This is a genomic window from Metabacillus niabensis, assembly GCF_020524345.1.
In the GTDB taxonomy this organism is placed as follows: Bacteria; Bacillota; Bacilli; order Bacillales; family Bacillaceae; genus Metabacillus; species Metabacillus niabensis_B.
Map to the genome: position 1 here is coordinate 26,531 of NZ_JAIVLH010000016.1, position 13,729 is coordinate 40,259.

General features: G+C 34.0%; 13 protein-coding genes. 4 read left to right on the top strand and 9 right to left on the bottom strand.

The features are described 5' to 3' along the window. Positions 1–21 precede the first annotated feature (21 nt). From LC095_RS17335 to LC095_RS17350, 4 genes are all read right to left on the bottom strand, one after another. Positions 22–792 (bottom strand): SDR family NAD(P)-dependent oxidoreductase, encoded by a 771-nt coding sequence (locus LC095_RS17335; protein WP_226529331.1) that lies wholly within the window; start codon positions 790–792, stop codon positions 22–24. Between the two features lie 87 nt (positions 793–879). After that, positions 880–1,536 (bottom strand): GntR family transcriptional regulator, encoded by a 657-nt coding sequence (locus LC095_RS17340; protein ID WP_226529332.1) that lies wholly within the window; start codon positions 1,534–1,536, stop codon positions 880–882. Between the two features lie 155 nt (positions 1,537–1,691). Beyond that, the gene (locus LC095_RS17345; protein ID WP_226529333.1) at positions 1,692–2,159 is read right to left on the bottom strand and encodes a hypothetical protein; all 468 of its coding nucleotides are present in this window, start codon (positions 2,157–2,159) and stop codon (positions 1,692–1,694) included. 107 nt (positions 2,160–2,266) lie between these two features. After that, complete coding sequence (locus LC095_RS17350) at positions 2,267–3,499, bottom strand: cytochrome P450 (RefSeq protein ID WP_226529334.1); 1,233 nt, start codon at positions 3,497–3,499, stop codon at positions 2,267–2,269. A gap of 266 nt (positions 3,500–3,765) precedes the next feature. On the opposite strand from LC095_RS17350, the gene LC095_RS17355 reads away from it, so the two are divergent. From LC095_RS17355 to LC095_RS17365, 3 genes are all read left to right on the top strand, one after another. Continuing rightward, complete coding sequence (locus LC095_RS17355) at positions 3,766–4,317, top strand: PadR family transcriptional regulator (RefSeq protein WP_226529335.1); 552 nt, start codon at positions 3,766–3,768, stop codon at positions 4,315–4,317. An 88-nt stretch (positions 4,318–4,405) separates the two neighbouring features. Further along, entirely contained in the window at positions 4,406–4,846 is a 441-nt protein-coding gene (locus LC095_RS17360) for an Rrf2 family transcriptional regulator (RefSeq protein WP_226529336.1), read from the top strand. A gap of 78 nt (positions 4,847–4,924) precedes the next feature. Then, entirely contained in the window at positions 4,925–5,839 is a 915-nt protein-coding gene (locus tag LC095_RS17365) for an NAD(P)/FAD-dependent oxidoreductase (RefSeq protein ID WP_226529337.1), read from the top strand. Positions 5,840–5,895: 56 nt separating this feature from the next. Here the strand turns inward: LC095_RS17365 and LC095_RS17370 are convergent, their stop codons facing one another. From LC095_RS17370 to LC095_RS17380, 3 genes are all read right to left on the bottom strand, one after another. Next, the gene (locus LC095_RS17370; RefSeq protein ID WP_226529338.1) at positions 5,896–6,549 is read right to left on the bottom strand and encodes a hypothetical protein; all 654 of its coding nucleotides are present in this window, start codon (positions 6,547–6,549) and stop codon (positions 5,896–5,898) included. A gap of 138 nt (positions 6,550–6,687) precedes the next feature. Next, the gene (locus tag LC095_RS17375; RefSeq protein ID WP_226529339.1) at positions 6,688–7,452 is read right to left on the bottom strand and encodes a YibE/F family protein; all 765 of its coding nucleotides are present in this window, start codon (positions 7,450–7,452) and stop codon (positions 6,688–6,690) included. Further along, the gene (locus LC095_RS17380) at positions 7,449–8,588 is read right to left on the bottom strand and encodes a YibE/F family protein (RefSeq protein WP_226529340.1); all 1,140 of its coding nucleotides are present in this window, start codon (positions 8,586–8,588) and stop codon (positions 7,449–7,451) included. The genes LC095_RS17375 and LC095_RS17380 overlap by 4 nt, the downstream gene beginning before the upstream one ends. Positions 8,589–8,894: 306 nt before the next feature. Between LC095_RS17380 and LC095_RS17385 the strand changes: the two genes are divergently transcribed. Continuing rightward, on the top strand, positions 8,895–10,331 hold the full coding sequence (locus LC095_RS17385; protein ID WP_226529341.1) for a glycoside hydrolase family 1 protein: 1,437 nt from the start codon (positions 8,895–8,897) through the stop codon (positions 10,329–10,331). 56 nt (positions 10,332–10,387) lie between these two features. Here the strand turns inward: LC095_RS17385 and LC095_RS17390 are convergent, their stop codons facing one another. Together LC095_RS17390 and LC095_RS17395 are read right to left on the bottom strand one after the other, a co-directional pair. Next, complete coding sequence (locus LC095_RS17390; protein ID WP_226529342.1) at positions 10,388–12,115, bottom strand: sensor histidine kinase; 1,728 nt, start codon at positions 12,113–12,115, stop codon at positions 10,388–10,390. Next, positions 12,115–13,671 carry a response regulator transcription factor gene (locus tag LC095_RS17395; protein ID WP_226529343.1) on the bottom strand — a complete coding sequence of 519 codons (1,557 nt, stop codon included), beginning with the start codon at positions 13,669–13,671 and terminating at the stop codon, positions 12,115–12,117. The genes LC095_RS17390 and LC095_RS17395 overlap by 1 nt, the downstream gene beginning before the upstream one ends. Between the last annotated feature and the right edge of the window lie 58 nt (positions 13,672–13,729).

Below are 13,729 nucleotides of genomic sequence, written 5' to 3' on the forward strand. Positions count from 1 at the left end.
GCTTTATTGTCATATATACATTTAAGCCGATGTAGCGCCTTGTCCACCATCAATTCGATAATAAGATCCGGAGATAAAGGAAGCTTTATCAGAAGAAAGGAAAACCATGAGATCTGCAATTTCTTCAGGAGTTGAGTAGCGTTTCAAAGGAACACTGTTTTCAAATGCAGTGCGCGCTTCATCTTCTTTTCCTGGCATAGCATTTGTTTCAATCGATTTCATCATTTGTGTATCGACTCCTGATGGAGCTACAGCATTTACCCGAACGCCATAATCGGCAGCTTCTAGTGCTGCTGTTTTGTTTAAGCCTAAAACTGCGTGTTTAGAAGCAACATAAAGCCCCATACCAGGTGCTCCTAGTAAACCACCGTTTGATGCTGTATTTACAACTGCACCACTTCTTTGTTCCTTCATAATAGGTAAGACATACTTCAATCCAAGGAAGGCTCCAAGAACATTAACACCAAAGACTGCTTGATAATTGTCCACAGTTTGTTCATCTAACAAGCCGAATTTTCCGTTAATACCGGCGTTATTAATAAAAACATCGATTTGTCCATATTTATTTTTTGTTTTTTCAACATATTGTTGAACTTCTTCCTCCTTGGATACATCAGCCGCCAATAATAAAATATCATCTGCTTTAATGGAGCTAGCAGCCTTTTCCAATGCATCTAATTTTAGATCAACCAGAGCCAATTTAGCTCCTTCAGCGGCAAAAGCTTTTGCTGCCGCAAGTCCGATTCCATTAGCTGCTCCTGTAATTAATACAACTTTTTCTTTAAAACTCATGTCTATTTCCTCCTTTAGGTTTGTTATAAATATGATAACGCTATTAATGTCGATTGTCGACAATTTTGTTTTAGAAGGTAAAACCTTCTATTCTGTTAAGGTATCGAGTAATAATGCTGGAATGATTTCCTTGGCTTGATCAATGTTATTTTCTTTTATGCAGGATACCATGTCTAACATCTTTGGGTGAAAATGATTCATCGTTTCAATGGTCCATTTAACTTTAGCAAACACATTAAGAATATATACTGATTCATCATAAAACTTGCTAAGAGCCTTATTACTAGAAACATCAAAAAGATATTTCGTTAAGATAGATGATGACTCTTGATATGCGAGTAATTCACTAGCAAAAAACTTATTCGACATAAGGTTAAGCTTTTCATCTAGTGATTGGAGAGAATCCGGTGTCCATTTTCCTTTAGAAAACTCTAATGCCATTTGGATAAGCCCAATCATGACTTCAGTATATTCACGAATTTCAATGCTAGAAAAAGATTTAACGAGAGTTCCTTTCCTTGGAATCCTCTCGACAATATTACTTATCTGCAGTAAATATAAAGCTTCCCTTACAGGAGCACGACTTGTTTTAAGTTCTTGGGCAAAATGTTCTTCGACAATTTTATCTCCTGGACCAATTTCACCCTTCATTATTTTTTCTAAAATATATTTAGCAATCTGCTCTGGTAATGATTCACCAAATTGATTATCAGCACTATATAAATGGGAGGTGTTTCTTGACAAATTTTTCACTCCATAACAAATTATGATCTATAAGGTTAATTTTAACATATTTAATCCTATAAAGTAGTTTGGAGTATGAGGTAAGCTATTGTAATAGCGATAATAAAAAACCGCCTTATACCAAGACGGTTGATAGATAAGTATAGATAGTCTAACTAAACTGAGTCGCTGGAATCTATTTTTTCAGTTAATTTTTGAAAACCATAATTCACAAGAGCAAGTGAATAAGAAATACAGAAAAGGGTTGTGGAATTGAATTTCTTTAATTTGTAATGTCCAATCTTTTGAAAAATTGGATTAAAGAAATAAGCAAAAATCACATCCATGATAAAATTACAAAGTGCATACAAAGGAAATTTGCCGTATGTGAAATGAAATACCCACAAATTAATAGTAAAAAAGGGTCCGAAAATAAACGCTAATGCATCAAATACCATATACTTTGTTCCGCCTTTTACCTTCCACCAATTGAAAATGGGGTTAAGGAGCGTTTGGATTAATAAAAGACAAGAACAGAATAATGTAACAGGTAAATATCGTTTAAAAGATTGTTTGGGAAGAAACTTGATGACACCTGCCCACAGAAAGATCGCGTTTACAATTCTAAAAAAAGTAGCTATCAACTTACTCATCCTTAGGTTTTTTCTTAGGATGTGATAGATGAGCGGTTTTATTCAATAAAAAGAACAACAAGGATATGCTGTTCTCTTTTCATCATTCCATTTATTGTTTACCTATGAACCTTCATCGGTAGATTCGTAAGGGATTGTCCTGTAGCGGAAACTGTAAGATTTTTTTCCAATTCAAACCCGTTCACTGGTTTAATGTGGGAAAATTTTTGTGTGAAGACCTCAAGTGCAATGTTCATTTCTAATCGTGCGAGCGGTGCTCCTAAACAAAAATGTGGACCATTTCCGAATGTCTGATGTTTTTTATTGTTTGAGCGATGGATGTCTAAAGAAAACGGGTTTTCAAACATTTCTTCATCCATATTACAGGCACTCATCCAAGCAATGACGACATCTCCCTTTTTTAATTCAATACCTAATAAATTATTATCCTGTTTTACAGTGCGGTCTCTCCTCGAAAGATGAAAGCGATAACGAAGCATCTCTTCGACAGCATTTGGTATGAGTTCTGGATGGTTTCTTAGTTCTCCATATACCGATGGATCGTCATAGAGTAATGAATAGAAAGAATTGGCGATCGCATGGCTTGTTGTTTCAACTCCTGCACCTAATAACAACATGGTGACCTGTACAATTTCCTCATCTGTAAATCTTTCTCCATCTACTTCAGCACGAATTAAGTCACATATTATATCATCAGTTACATTCATCCTCTTTTGAACTACAATAGGATATAGATATTGAAAGTACTCTTGTGCGGCCTTTTGTTTTTGCAGTTCGATTTCTTCAAGTCTTTCTTCATCATAAGGCTGAAAAAGGATATCGATCCATTTTTTAAACTGATAACGATCTTGAATTGGTACGCCAAAAAGATCAGCTATAACAAAACTTGGTAAAGGAGTAGCCAGAGCATCGACAATATTAACAACTGAATTTTCTTTTATTTCTTCAACGAGTTCGGATGCAATCTGATAAATACGGGGTTCCCAATTTTTTAAACTGCGGGGAGTGAAAGCTGCTGCTAACAAAGAGCGGCTTTTTCTATGCTGAGGTGGATCCACATTTGTAATGTTTGTGATAGATGAAGGATTTGCCTGTTTATGATTGGATCCAACAAAAATAGTTGTTCTCGATCCTTCACTTGAGAAATATTTATAGTTGCTTAATACTTGTTTTACATCCTCATATTTAAATACATTCCATGTATTCGTTTTTTCATGATAGTATACAGGATGTTTTTGCAGCATTTCTTTGTACCAATTAATAGGGAAAAACTCTTCTGTACGTGAACGGAAATTGGTAATTTCTTTAATTGGAATAACTTCTTTAATCATCGTTTTATTCCTCCTTAAAATGAATACGTCTATAAATGTTGATCATCTTTCTATTTATAAATTTACTCTAATTAGAGTATTTTAAAAAGAGTAATACATAATAGGGAAGTCATCCTATTAATCAACATTTTTGATTTCAATAGACAATTCTTTAACCGACTATTATCTCACAGTCACTTTATGCCATAATGAATAGAGTGAAAATAGAACCAGTTGTATCAGATAGGATATGAGAAGGAATTTATGATCAAAAAGGAGAATGTCTCTTGTCTGTTTCATTATTTATACTAGGGAGCTTAGCCGATGAAAATAGTCACCCATACAAATTAAAGAAAGATTTACTTGATGCATTACCTATAAATAGAATGAGTGAGGGAAAATTTTATTATAATTTTGAGGCACTGCAGAAAAAGGGATATATAGAACCAGTAGAAACCATTCAAATAGAAAACCGTCCAAATAAGACTCTTTATAAAATAACCAAAATTGGAAGAGAGTTTCTTGAACAAGAGATTTATCATAGTTTTAAAGAAGTATCTAATCTGAAAGATTTATATATATCCATATATTTAATTAAGTTCATTGATCCTCTTAAAGCAGTCTTTTTGCTTGAAGATGCTATTAAGCAGGAAAAGAAGCGTTGGGCTGAATTTAGGGATTCAAAAAATAGTGAAAAAATAAAAAAACGAATGGAACGATTAGATGATAAACAAAAGAAAGCTGTGCATTTTATTAGTGAACATGCTTTTAGTCAATCAGAAGAGAATATAAGATGGATGGAAAAGCTTTTATCTTTTCTAAAGGAAATCGAAAACTGATTACATGATAGAGGAGCTTCAACGTTGACATATCATAATATCACAGATATTATAGATTTATTAAGTCTTTAATTAAAGGTGGAAGAACATGAAATATTCCAAAGCAACGAATTATGCCCTCCATACAATTGTTTATTTGGCGCTATTACCGTCTGGAAAAACAATTGGGGTAAAGCCTTTAGCGGAGGTACAAAAGGTTTCGCCAACTTATTTGTCAAAAGTATTAACAACTCTAGTTAAATCCGGTTTTATTGAATCTGTTACGGGTGTAAACGGTGGATATAAATTAATAAAAGATGTGAAAGATATCTCTTTCCTGGATATCATTCATGCCATAGAAGGAACATCATCATTATTCAATTGCAGTTTAGATCATACCCAGCACAATCGGGAAAATTGCTTAATTGAAAAAGTAATGAATAAAGCTGAACGAAAGATGGAGGATTATCTAGGGTCACAAACGATTGAAGATCTGGTCAAAAAGGTTGATGGAAAAATGGCTGAAAATATAAATTCTATCGCAAATTAATTTTTTTAATCTAATTATAGATTATAAATATCTATAATATCTATAATAGAGGAATATTTAATACGAGGAGGAAAACAAATGTTAGATTGTGTAATTATCGGTGGAGGACCTGCAGGCTTAAATGCTGCTCTTGTCTTAGGGAGAGCAAAGAGAAAGATTGTATTGTTTGACAATAATCAAGCAAGAAATAATGTTACTCAGGAATCACATGGCTTTATTACGAGAGATGGTGTTTCACCTAGTGCATTCAGGGAGTTGGCACATCAAGATATTAGTAAATATCCATCAGTAAAAATAGAGAGAGTAAAGGTTGTTGACATCAAGAAAGAAAGCAGCAACCTATTTACAGTAACGACTGAAGAAGGAAAAATGTTTACAAGTAAAAAGGTAATGTTAACAACAGGTCTTAAAGAGAATTTACCGAGTATAAAAGGAATAAACGAGTACTATGGAAAGAGCCTCTTTAGTTGTCCGTACTGCGACGGGTGGGAATTGAGAGATCAACCTTTAATATTAATCGGTGAAAATAGCAATACCGCTCATTTGGCAAAAATGATTTATCAATGGAGTCATGACTTAGTCGTGTGTACAAACGGTAAGTCAGTTCTAAAAGAGGATGATGAACTCCTACTTGAAAGGAAAGGATTGATCATAAAGAAAGAGAGAATAGAAACATTATCAGGGACAAACGGTAAATTAGAAAAAGTAATTTTTGAGGACGGTACAACGATGAACCGAGTGGGCGGTTTTGTTACAACTGATCTTCAGCAGCCAAATAACCTTGCTATCTCTCTTGGATGTGAGCTGAATAATACGAATGGAATTATTGTTGATGATTTTGGCAAAACAAATATTGAGGGAGTCTATGCTGCAGGAGATACCACATTTTCCGGACCTTCACAGCTAATCATCGCAGCAGGCCAAGGTGTTCGAGCTGCAGCTGGCATCAATCATGATTTGATAATGAAGGAATTTACTTCAACGGAATTCTAGAATTAAAGGACTTGGGAAGCAATATATAACTCTGCTTCCCATTCTTTTTTGAGTCCTTATCTAGTTTTAAAATCCTTCTTAAACTGATCAAAATCTGCTTTAATGTATTGAAAGGATTTAAGTTGCCCGCCGTGATCGGGATGGGACAGCTTCAATAATTCTTTATAGGCAGTCATTACTTCTTTTTTTCCAGACACTTTTGATAGACCTAATTTATCGCGATAATCCTGTAATGGAAAACGTATTTGTAGAGGGGCTGTTTCCTTTTTTGGCTCTTGAGCTTTACTAGAATTAGTATGTATGGAATTTTCTTTGAGCTTAATTATTTCATTTCTTAGTCGGATATTTTCTTTTAGCAAAGAATTTACTTCCTTTTGTAGATCATTCTTTTCTTTTTTGAGAAGTGAAATTTCCTGATGCAACTGTTCTCTTTGCTTTATAGAATTTTCATGAAGAGCTTTGATCCCCTCAATATATCCTTCTTGTACTTTTAATTGTGATTGAAACTGTCTAATCATTTCTTTTTTCTCATCTCGTAAACTATGGTGTAGCGGTTCAGGTCTTTGGTGATCAATGCTGGCTCCATTTGTATCATCCGACGTAATTTTTCCTTCTTTTATCCATTTTCTGATGGTGAGTGTTCTTATATTTTCAGAGACTCCTGCTTTTGTGAGCATCTCTACTGCTTCGTTCATCTTCAATATCGTCACCCTTTTTTTCCTCTTATCTCTTTTTAGATAAGATTTCTTTACTATATATATAAGGTGAAGAAAGGTATTTTCTGTCCGGAACGTTTTATCATAAAAAAAACGGTATACCTCATTGATTGAGATAGACCGCCATTTTAATCACGCTTTTTCTTGATTTTTAAGTAAATACAATGATGTAATCCAGGAGGTAATAGGTATAACCATTGTCACACCGATGCCGGCACAAAGCAATGTAAGCATCTCAGCACTGAATATTTTTGAATTCACAATTTCACCAAAAGAGTATGTTAAATCCTTAAACCAAATAAGCAGGGCTAAATATCCACCGAAGAAAGCAAAAAACAGTGTGTTTGTACTTGTGCCTAAAATATCTTTTCCAATGCTTAATCCTGATGTGAATAAATCCTTTCGGGTGATAGTTGGATTGTGAAAATGGATTTCCCGCATTGGAGATGAAACAGCGATTGCTGTATCCGTAATAGCACCGATTGTACTCATGATCATGACAGATGCAGCGAGTTTGGTAAAATCAATTCCGATATAAAGAGAAAAAATACTTAACTCTTCTACTTCTTCCTCACCGAATCCTTGAATCATTGCATTTTTAGTAAGAAAGATAATAAATAAAAGAAGAATTACAATCGATATAATCGTCGAAATAAATGCAGGTATCGTTGTATTATTCACTTTATTAATATAAAAGAGATTAATACAGCTAATGGCAATACTTGCCATAATCGTTAATATGATCGGATCGATATTTGGGTCATTCAAAAAGAAAAGAAGGATAAAAATGACAGCAAAATTGAAGAACAATGCTAAGAAAGATCGTACCCCTTTTTTTCCTCCAATGAGCGCCATTAAAAGAAATAAGATGACTGCGAGTACAACTAATGCATTCATAATTTTGCCCTCTTTCTATTAATGAAAAATATCGTAATAAATAAACCAATAGGAATGGTGATGACAATTCCAATCCCCCCAGCCAGTGCTCTGGCTAATTCTAGTGAAAGATTCATGGAAAGAGTGTATCCCAATGGTGAGTGATTTTTTAAATATAAGATCAACATTGGGAGTGAACCGCTAATATAAGCGAAAAACAAGATGTTTGTCATCGTCCCCATAATATCTTTCCCTATTTCCATTCCTGATTTTTTCAGTGCTTTTACAGCAATGTTGTTATTTTTTTCAAACAATCCAAATATGGAAGAAGACATTGTAATGGCTACATCCATTACCGCTCCTAACGAACCTAGAAATAATCCGGCCATAAACACCATTTGGTAAGGACGGGTTATAAATTGAAGCTCTTCATATCGAAGTCCTTCTTCAGAGGTCAGCCAAATAACAAGATAGGATATGAACAGTGACAGAAACGTACCAAGCAATGTTGCAATGATGGCTGCATAGGTCTTTTCATTAAAGCCGTTAGCAAGTAATAAAGATATAACCGTAAATAAAATGACGGCTATGCTGCAAATAACGATTAGGTTTCGATCGAGTTGATCGAGATAAAGGTCTAAGGCATATGAGAGTATCATGGCATTTACTACTAAACTAATGAGAGAGAAGAAACCTTGTTTCCGGCCGACAACTAATACGATAATCGCAAAAATCCAAGCGGCAATTAATACGTAAGTATCACGTTTTAGATCTTTAATCGTGCCGGTTAAATAGGTTTGTTCTCCTTTATTTTTCTCAATAGATACGAATAGTTTTTGACCAACTTCATATTCTTGATCATATGCTTTTGAAGTGGAAAATTCATTAGTTAATTGAATAACCTGTCCTTTTTCATCCCCGTTTTTTATCTCAGCTAGGATTTGCTGTGTGAAAAGATGATCTTTATTATCATACTGGTCTATCATTTCACTAGAGTCCGTGATATCTGTTTTTATCACTACAGCAATAGGACGGTCGTAAAATGAATCATTATTGTTCACAAAAATAAGTGATACTACAAACGCGAGTGTTACAAGCAGGTACAAAAAAATAGTTTTGTATGGTATTTTTTTATTTTTTGTTTCTATAACATTCAAGGTAAAGCCTCCAACTGTGATGAAATAATCACTCTCCATCTTAGTATATTCTCTCACTTAAAGTAAAGTTGGGCTCCTTGCTGTTTTTGGGAGAAACGCTGTGTTACATATATGGAACAAGTTTCAATTTGTGTGACAAATAACTACTTTCCTTTAACTCGTTTACTATTTTTCTAAAAGTAGTATTCTTTTTTATGACCATTTTTTTCAAAGAACTAATTAGAAAAACAAACTATAGAATAGCTTAATTATAAATTTATAAGAAAAGCCAATATTAATATGGAATATAATTTGGAGGTAAACAACATGAAACGTTATCCTTTTCAAAAGGATTTTTTATGGGGCGGCGCTACAGCAGCTAACCAAATTGAAGGTGGATATAATGAAGGGAATAAGGGGTTAAATATTGCAGATGTTCTTCCGGGAGGTAAAGCCCGATATGAATTTTTAGTAAAGCCAGGCTTTGACTTTGAAATCCACCCGGATCAATATTTTTATCCAAATCACGAAGCAATCGATTTTTATCATCGTTATAAAGAAGATATTGCTCTATTTGCCGAAATGGGATTTAAAGCGTTTCGCATGTCAATAGCGTGGACCCGAATCTTTCCAAATGGTGATGAAGTAGAGCCTAATCAGGAAGGACTGGAATTCTATGACCGTGTATTTGATGAATTGCATAAGTATGGAATCGAACCGGTAGTGACAATTTCACACTACGAAATGCCTTTGCATTTAGTAAAAGAATATGATGGTTGGAGAAACCGTGAAGTTGTTACGTTCTTTGAACGATATGTGAATACCATTTTTACTCGTTATAAAGACAAGGTTAAAAATTGGATGACCTTTAATGAAATTAATAGTGGCTTAGTTATGCCTATCAATGGACTGGGGTTTTCGATTCAAAATGAAGAGGATAAATACCAGCCTACATTCCAAGCTTATCATCATCAATTTCTTGGAAGTGCAATTGCTGTTAAGGCATGCCATGAGATGATTCCTGATTCCAAAATTGGCTGCATGATTCTTTTTGCACCTGTTTATGCATTTGATAGCAACCCGCAAAATGTAATGCATGCTTTACAGGAAGAACAGTTATTCAATTACTTCTGTGGAGATGTTCAAGTCCGTGGCGAGTATCCAGCTTTCATTAAGAGGTATTTTAAAGAACATAATATAGAATTAGATATTCAAGATGGTGAATTGGAATTATTGAAGGAAGGGACAGTCGATTATGTCGGTTTTAGTTATTATATGTCCCGCACGGAGAAGAAAGTGAAATCTGATGAAGAATCATCTGAGGGAAATATAATCGGTGGAATTCGAAATCCATTTTTAGAAGCAAGTGACTGGGGTTGGGAAATTGATCCAGAAGGATTGCGTATCAGTTTAAACAAATTATATGATCGCTATCAGAAGCCTCTATTTATCGTGGAAAACGGATTAGGAGCGTATGATAAGGTGGAAGAAGATGGCTCAATCAATGATGACTACAGAATTGACTATCTACGTGAACATATTAAAGCAATGGGTGAAGCAATCGAAGATGGCGTGGAGTTAATGGGCTATACAAGCTGGGGCTGTATTGATATGGTCAGCATGTCAACGGGTGAATTCTCCAAACGCTATGGCTATGTGTATGTTGACAAACATGATGATGGCACCGGAACATTAGAACGGAAAAAGAAGAAGTCTTTTTATTGGTATAAAGACGTGATTGAAAGTAATGGAGAAAAATTATAAAAATAACGCCTCTCACAAAGTAAAGGTGTGAGGCGTTATTAATAATACAGCAATACTTAATTAGTAATCCTTACCGCTTTTTTAGGAATCGTAAGGGTTACTGTTGTTCCTTTATTGACTTCGCTTTGATAAGATAAACCAAACTCTTCACCGTATGAAAGTTGTACACGGTGGTGGACATTCCTTACTCCATAACCCTTTGTTTTGTTGGTTAAAATGGTTTCCAGCTTTTCAGGTTCTATTCCACAACCATTATCAGAAACTTTGAAAATTAAGCGATCTTTAGTTTGTTTACCTGATATGGTTAAGATACCTTTACCGGGCGTTGTTTTGTGGTCAATCCCATGATCTATAGCATTTTCCACTAACGGCTGTAAGAGAAGATTAATCATCATGTAATCAAGAATATCCTTCTCTACTTCACAATGAACCTCAAATGAATGCGAATGCATCATTCGTTGAATTTGAATATAGGAAGTTGTATTTTTAAGTTCATCTTTAACAGAAATAGTGTTTTTTCCTTGATTCAATGTCGTACGGTAAAATGTTGAAAGATATTGAGCCATTTGACTAATATCCTCTTGATCAGCCATAATTGCCTTGCTGTTAATCAGAGACAGGCTGTTATAGAAAAAGTGAGGATTAATTTGGGCTTGTAATGCTTTCATCTCATATTCTTGACGAGCAATTTTACTTTTGTATACTTCATTAATCATGGTGTTTAATTTATGAACCATATTCCCGAACTTTTGAATTAAGTGACCAATTTCATCAGATGCAGTGTTGGTCACAGTTACGACCAATTCCCCTTTTTCAACCTGTTCCATATTTTTAGATAACATGATTAACGGTCGTACGACCACTTTTGAAAGAAAATAAATAGATAAAAACAGAATCAGGATAGAAGACAGAACAACGATAAAAAAGGTAAGCTCAAGTCCGAAAGAAGAAGCAGAGACTGCACTATACGGACGATAAAGATAGGCTGTCCAGTTATAAGGGGTAAGTTCAGCTTTCTTAAAGATATAGTGTTCGTTTAATGTATCCTCACGTACTAGTTTTAACAATTCGTTTTCTGTTAGCGCATAAGACATATTTGTTTCTGAAAATTGGTTGACTTGAAACACTGGTTTATCTTGTTCATCAAGAATCATGAGTCCGTAATTATCTTCATATAAGGTGGACATTGATTCAAACACATTTTCATAATCGATATCCATGTAAACGATATTGGTTGTATTATGGTGACGATCAAATAATTGACTGGCAACTTCGAATGATTTCTCTTTAGCTGATACGATTAATGTAGGTGTGGATGCTTCCGAAACGCTTTCAAACCAACTGTATTGTTCAATATCTGATAAAGGTCTGAGGCTCTCACCGTGTGAATGCATCTCATTATTACTATAAATCGTAATTCTATTAATATCTGTTTGCAAAAACTTCGACGTGTTTAATAGAGGATCAAGTGTATCGTGATAAAATAAAAACATTTCATAGTTATTATCATAAGTAGATGTAACACCTCTTTTTACATCTTCATTCCAAACAATATGATTCATTGCATCAAAATAAGTATTTACTTTATAATCAAGGCTTGAGATTGCCTGATTAAGAGATTCATCTAACACTTCATTTTCGCGTGTAATGAATAAATGTTGTACCTGGTTATACCAGAAACTTCCTAATGTAATAACTGGGAGTAAACCTGATAGTAGGCAGATAAATAAGATTTTATTTCTAAATTTTAGGTTTTTAAACCAATTGTTTATATTGTGCATCATTATGAGTTCTCTTTCATTTTTTTATCCATTTGTCGGTATTTTTCTGGACTTGCTCCGAAATGCTCCCGAAAACTTCGAACAAAGTATGAGAGATTTTGATAGCCTACATTATGACATATATCAATCACTTTCATGTTTGTAGTATTAAGTAGATCTTTAGCAACTTCCATTCTTAGATTTTTAATATATTTATTGATCCCGCAACCTGTTTCCTGGATGAATATTTCACTTAGATATCCTGGTGATAAGTAGACTTGTTCAGACAATAAATTCAAAGATAAATCTTCCTGGTAATGTTCTTGTATATATTTTTTTATAATTTGGATCACATGTTTTGGAGATTTTCTCTCATCGTCCAATTTTTTTACGATCTCATTTTGTACGGATGTTAAAATCTCTTCAATATCAGAAAAATGATGACAGGAATATATATCCTCCATTTTTTTATTAATGGTTTTTTTATCATATAAGGGCAGATCACACACTAGCAGTTGTAATAGTTTTGAAAATAAAAATCGGACATAGATATGAGATATTTCCAAATTTAAACGGTACTTTTCGAACAAAAGGTTCATATTTTGTTTAAAACTAACAATATCAGCAAATGTAACAGCATTTTTTATGGACTGAAGGAGGTCATCATCTCCTTCAGGATATCCTTTATCTTCAATTTGTATGGCTTCTTTTGGAAATACATAGGTGTCAGAATAGAAAAAACGGTCTTCGATATCCTTCTCCAACTCCTCGTAGAACCTTGGCATCTCACTAGGTGATGACAGGTTCGTGCTGATCGAGGTAAAACAGTTTATACCATATTCTTCATGAATTTGTTTTTGAATTCTTGTTGCAGTCTGCTCAGTGTTTATGGAGTTCTCTCCGTTTTTCTTAACTAACAATAAAATTTGAAATGGATTAAGATCAATAAAGTTACATGAGAAATTTGGAATAGCTTTTTCGATTGTTTGGTAGAAAAATAGAGTATCTTTTTCCTTAGGAAGTCGATCGAAAAAAGGTTCATCAAACTGCATTAAAACCATGTGTGAATAATCGCATAAAAAGTCGAAATTGGTGGAAGGGTATTCATTTTTAAGATTTTGCAAAGGAACCTTATTTATAAGACGATTAAGAATATGGGTTTTTAAGAGTTCTGTGTTTGCTTCTATTTCTGCTAGTTCTTTTTCCATAGTTTTAATATTTTGTATGACTGAACGAAGTGTTGGTCGAAATTCATCTGGTTTTACTGGCTTCAAAATATAGTCAACAGCTCGTAATGATAGAGCTTTTTTTATATAGTCAAAATCATCATGACCACTAAAAAAAATGGTTTGAATAGCAGGATAAAGTTCTCGCGCTTTTGTAGCTAACTCAATCCCATCAATAAAAGGCATTTTAATATCTGTAAACAAAATATGAACAGGCTGTTTCCTTAATAGAGTAAGAGCCTCTTTTCCATTACTTGCTTCCATTATATCAAGTTGAAAACGGTATTTATTGAGAAGAAAACGAATAACGTTTCGTTCGTCTTTTTCGTCATCTACAATTAAAATTCGATACATATTTTTCCCTCCGAGATATAATATTTGTTCATTATATCATTGAGTTTTTTTGGGAAGC

Bases quoted from the DNA above. Each gene is read 5' to 3' on its own strand.
- LC095_RS17335 (WP_226529331.1), bottom strand. From the start codon at position 792: ATGAGTTTTAAAGAAAAAGTTGTATTAATTACAGGAGCAGCTAATGGA.
- LC095_RS17350 (WP_226529334.1), bottom strand. From the start codon at position 3,499: ATGATTAAAGAAGTTATTCCAATTAAAGAAATTACCAATTTCCGTTCA.
- LC095_RS17390 (WP_226529342.1), bottom strand. From the start codon at position 12,115: ATGATGCACAATATAAACAATTGGTTTAAAAACCTAAAATTTAGAAAT.
- LC095_RS17360 (WP_226529336.1), top strand. From the start codon at position 4,406: ATGAAATATTCCAAAGCAACGAATTATGCCCTCCATACAATTGTTTAT.
- LC095_RS17375 (WP_226529339.1), bottom strand. From the start codon at position 7,452: ATGAATGCATTAGTTGTACTCGCAGTCATCTTATTTCTTTTAATGGCG.
- LC095_RS17365 (WP_226529337.1), top strand. From the start codon at position 4,925: ATGTTAGATTGTGTAATTATCGGTGGAGGACCTGCAGGCTTAAATGCT.
- LC095_RS17395 (WP_226529343.1), bottom strand. From the start codon at position 13,671: ATGTATCGAATTTTAATTGTAGATGACGAAAAAGACGAACGAAACGTT.
- LC095_RS17385 (WP_226529341.1), top strand. From the start codon at position 8,895: ATGAAACGTTATCCTTTTCAAAAGGATTTTTTATGGGGCGGCGCTACA.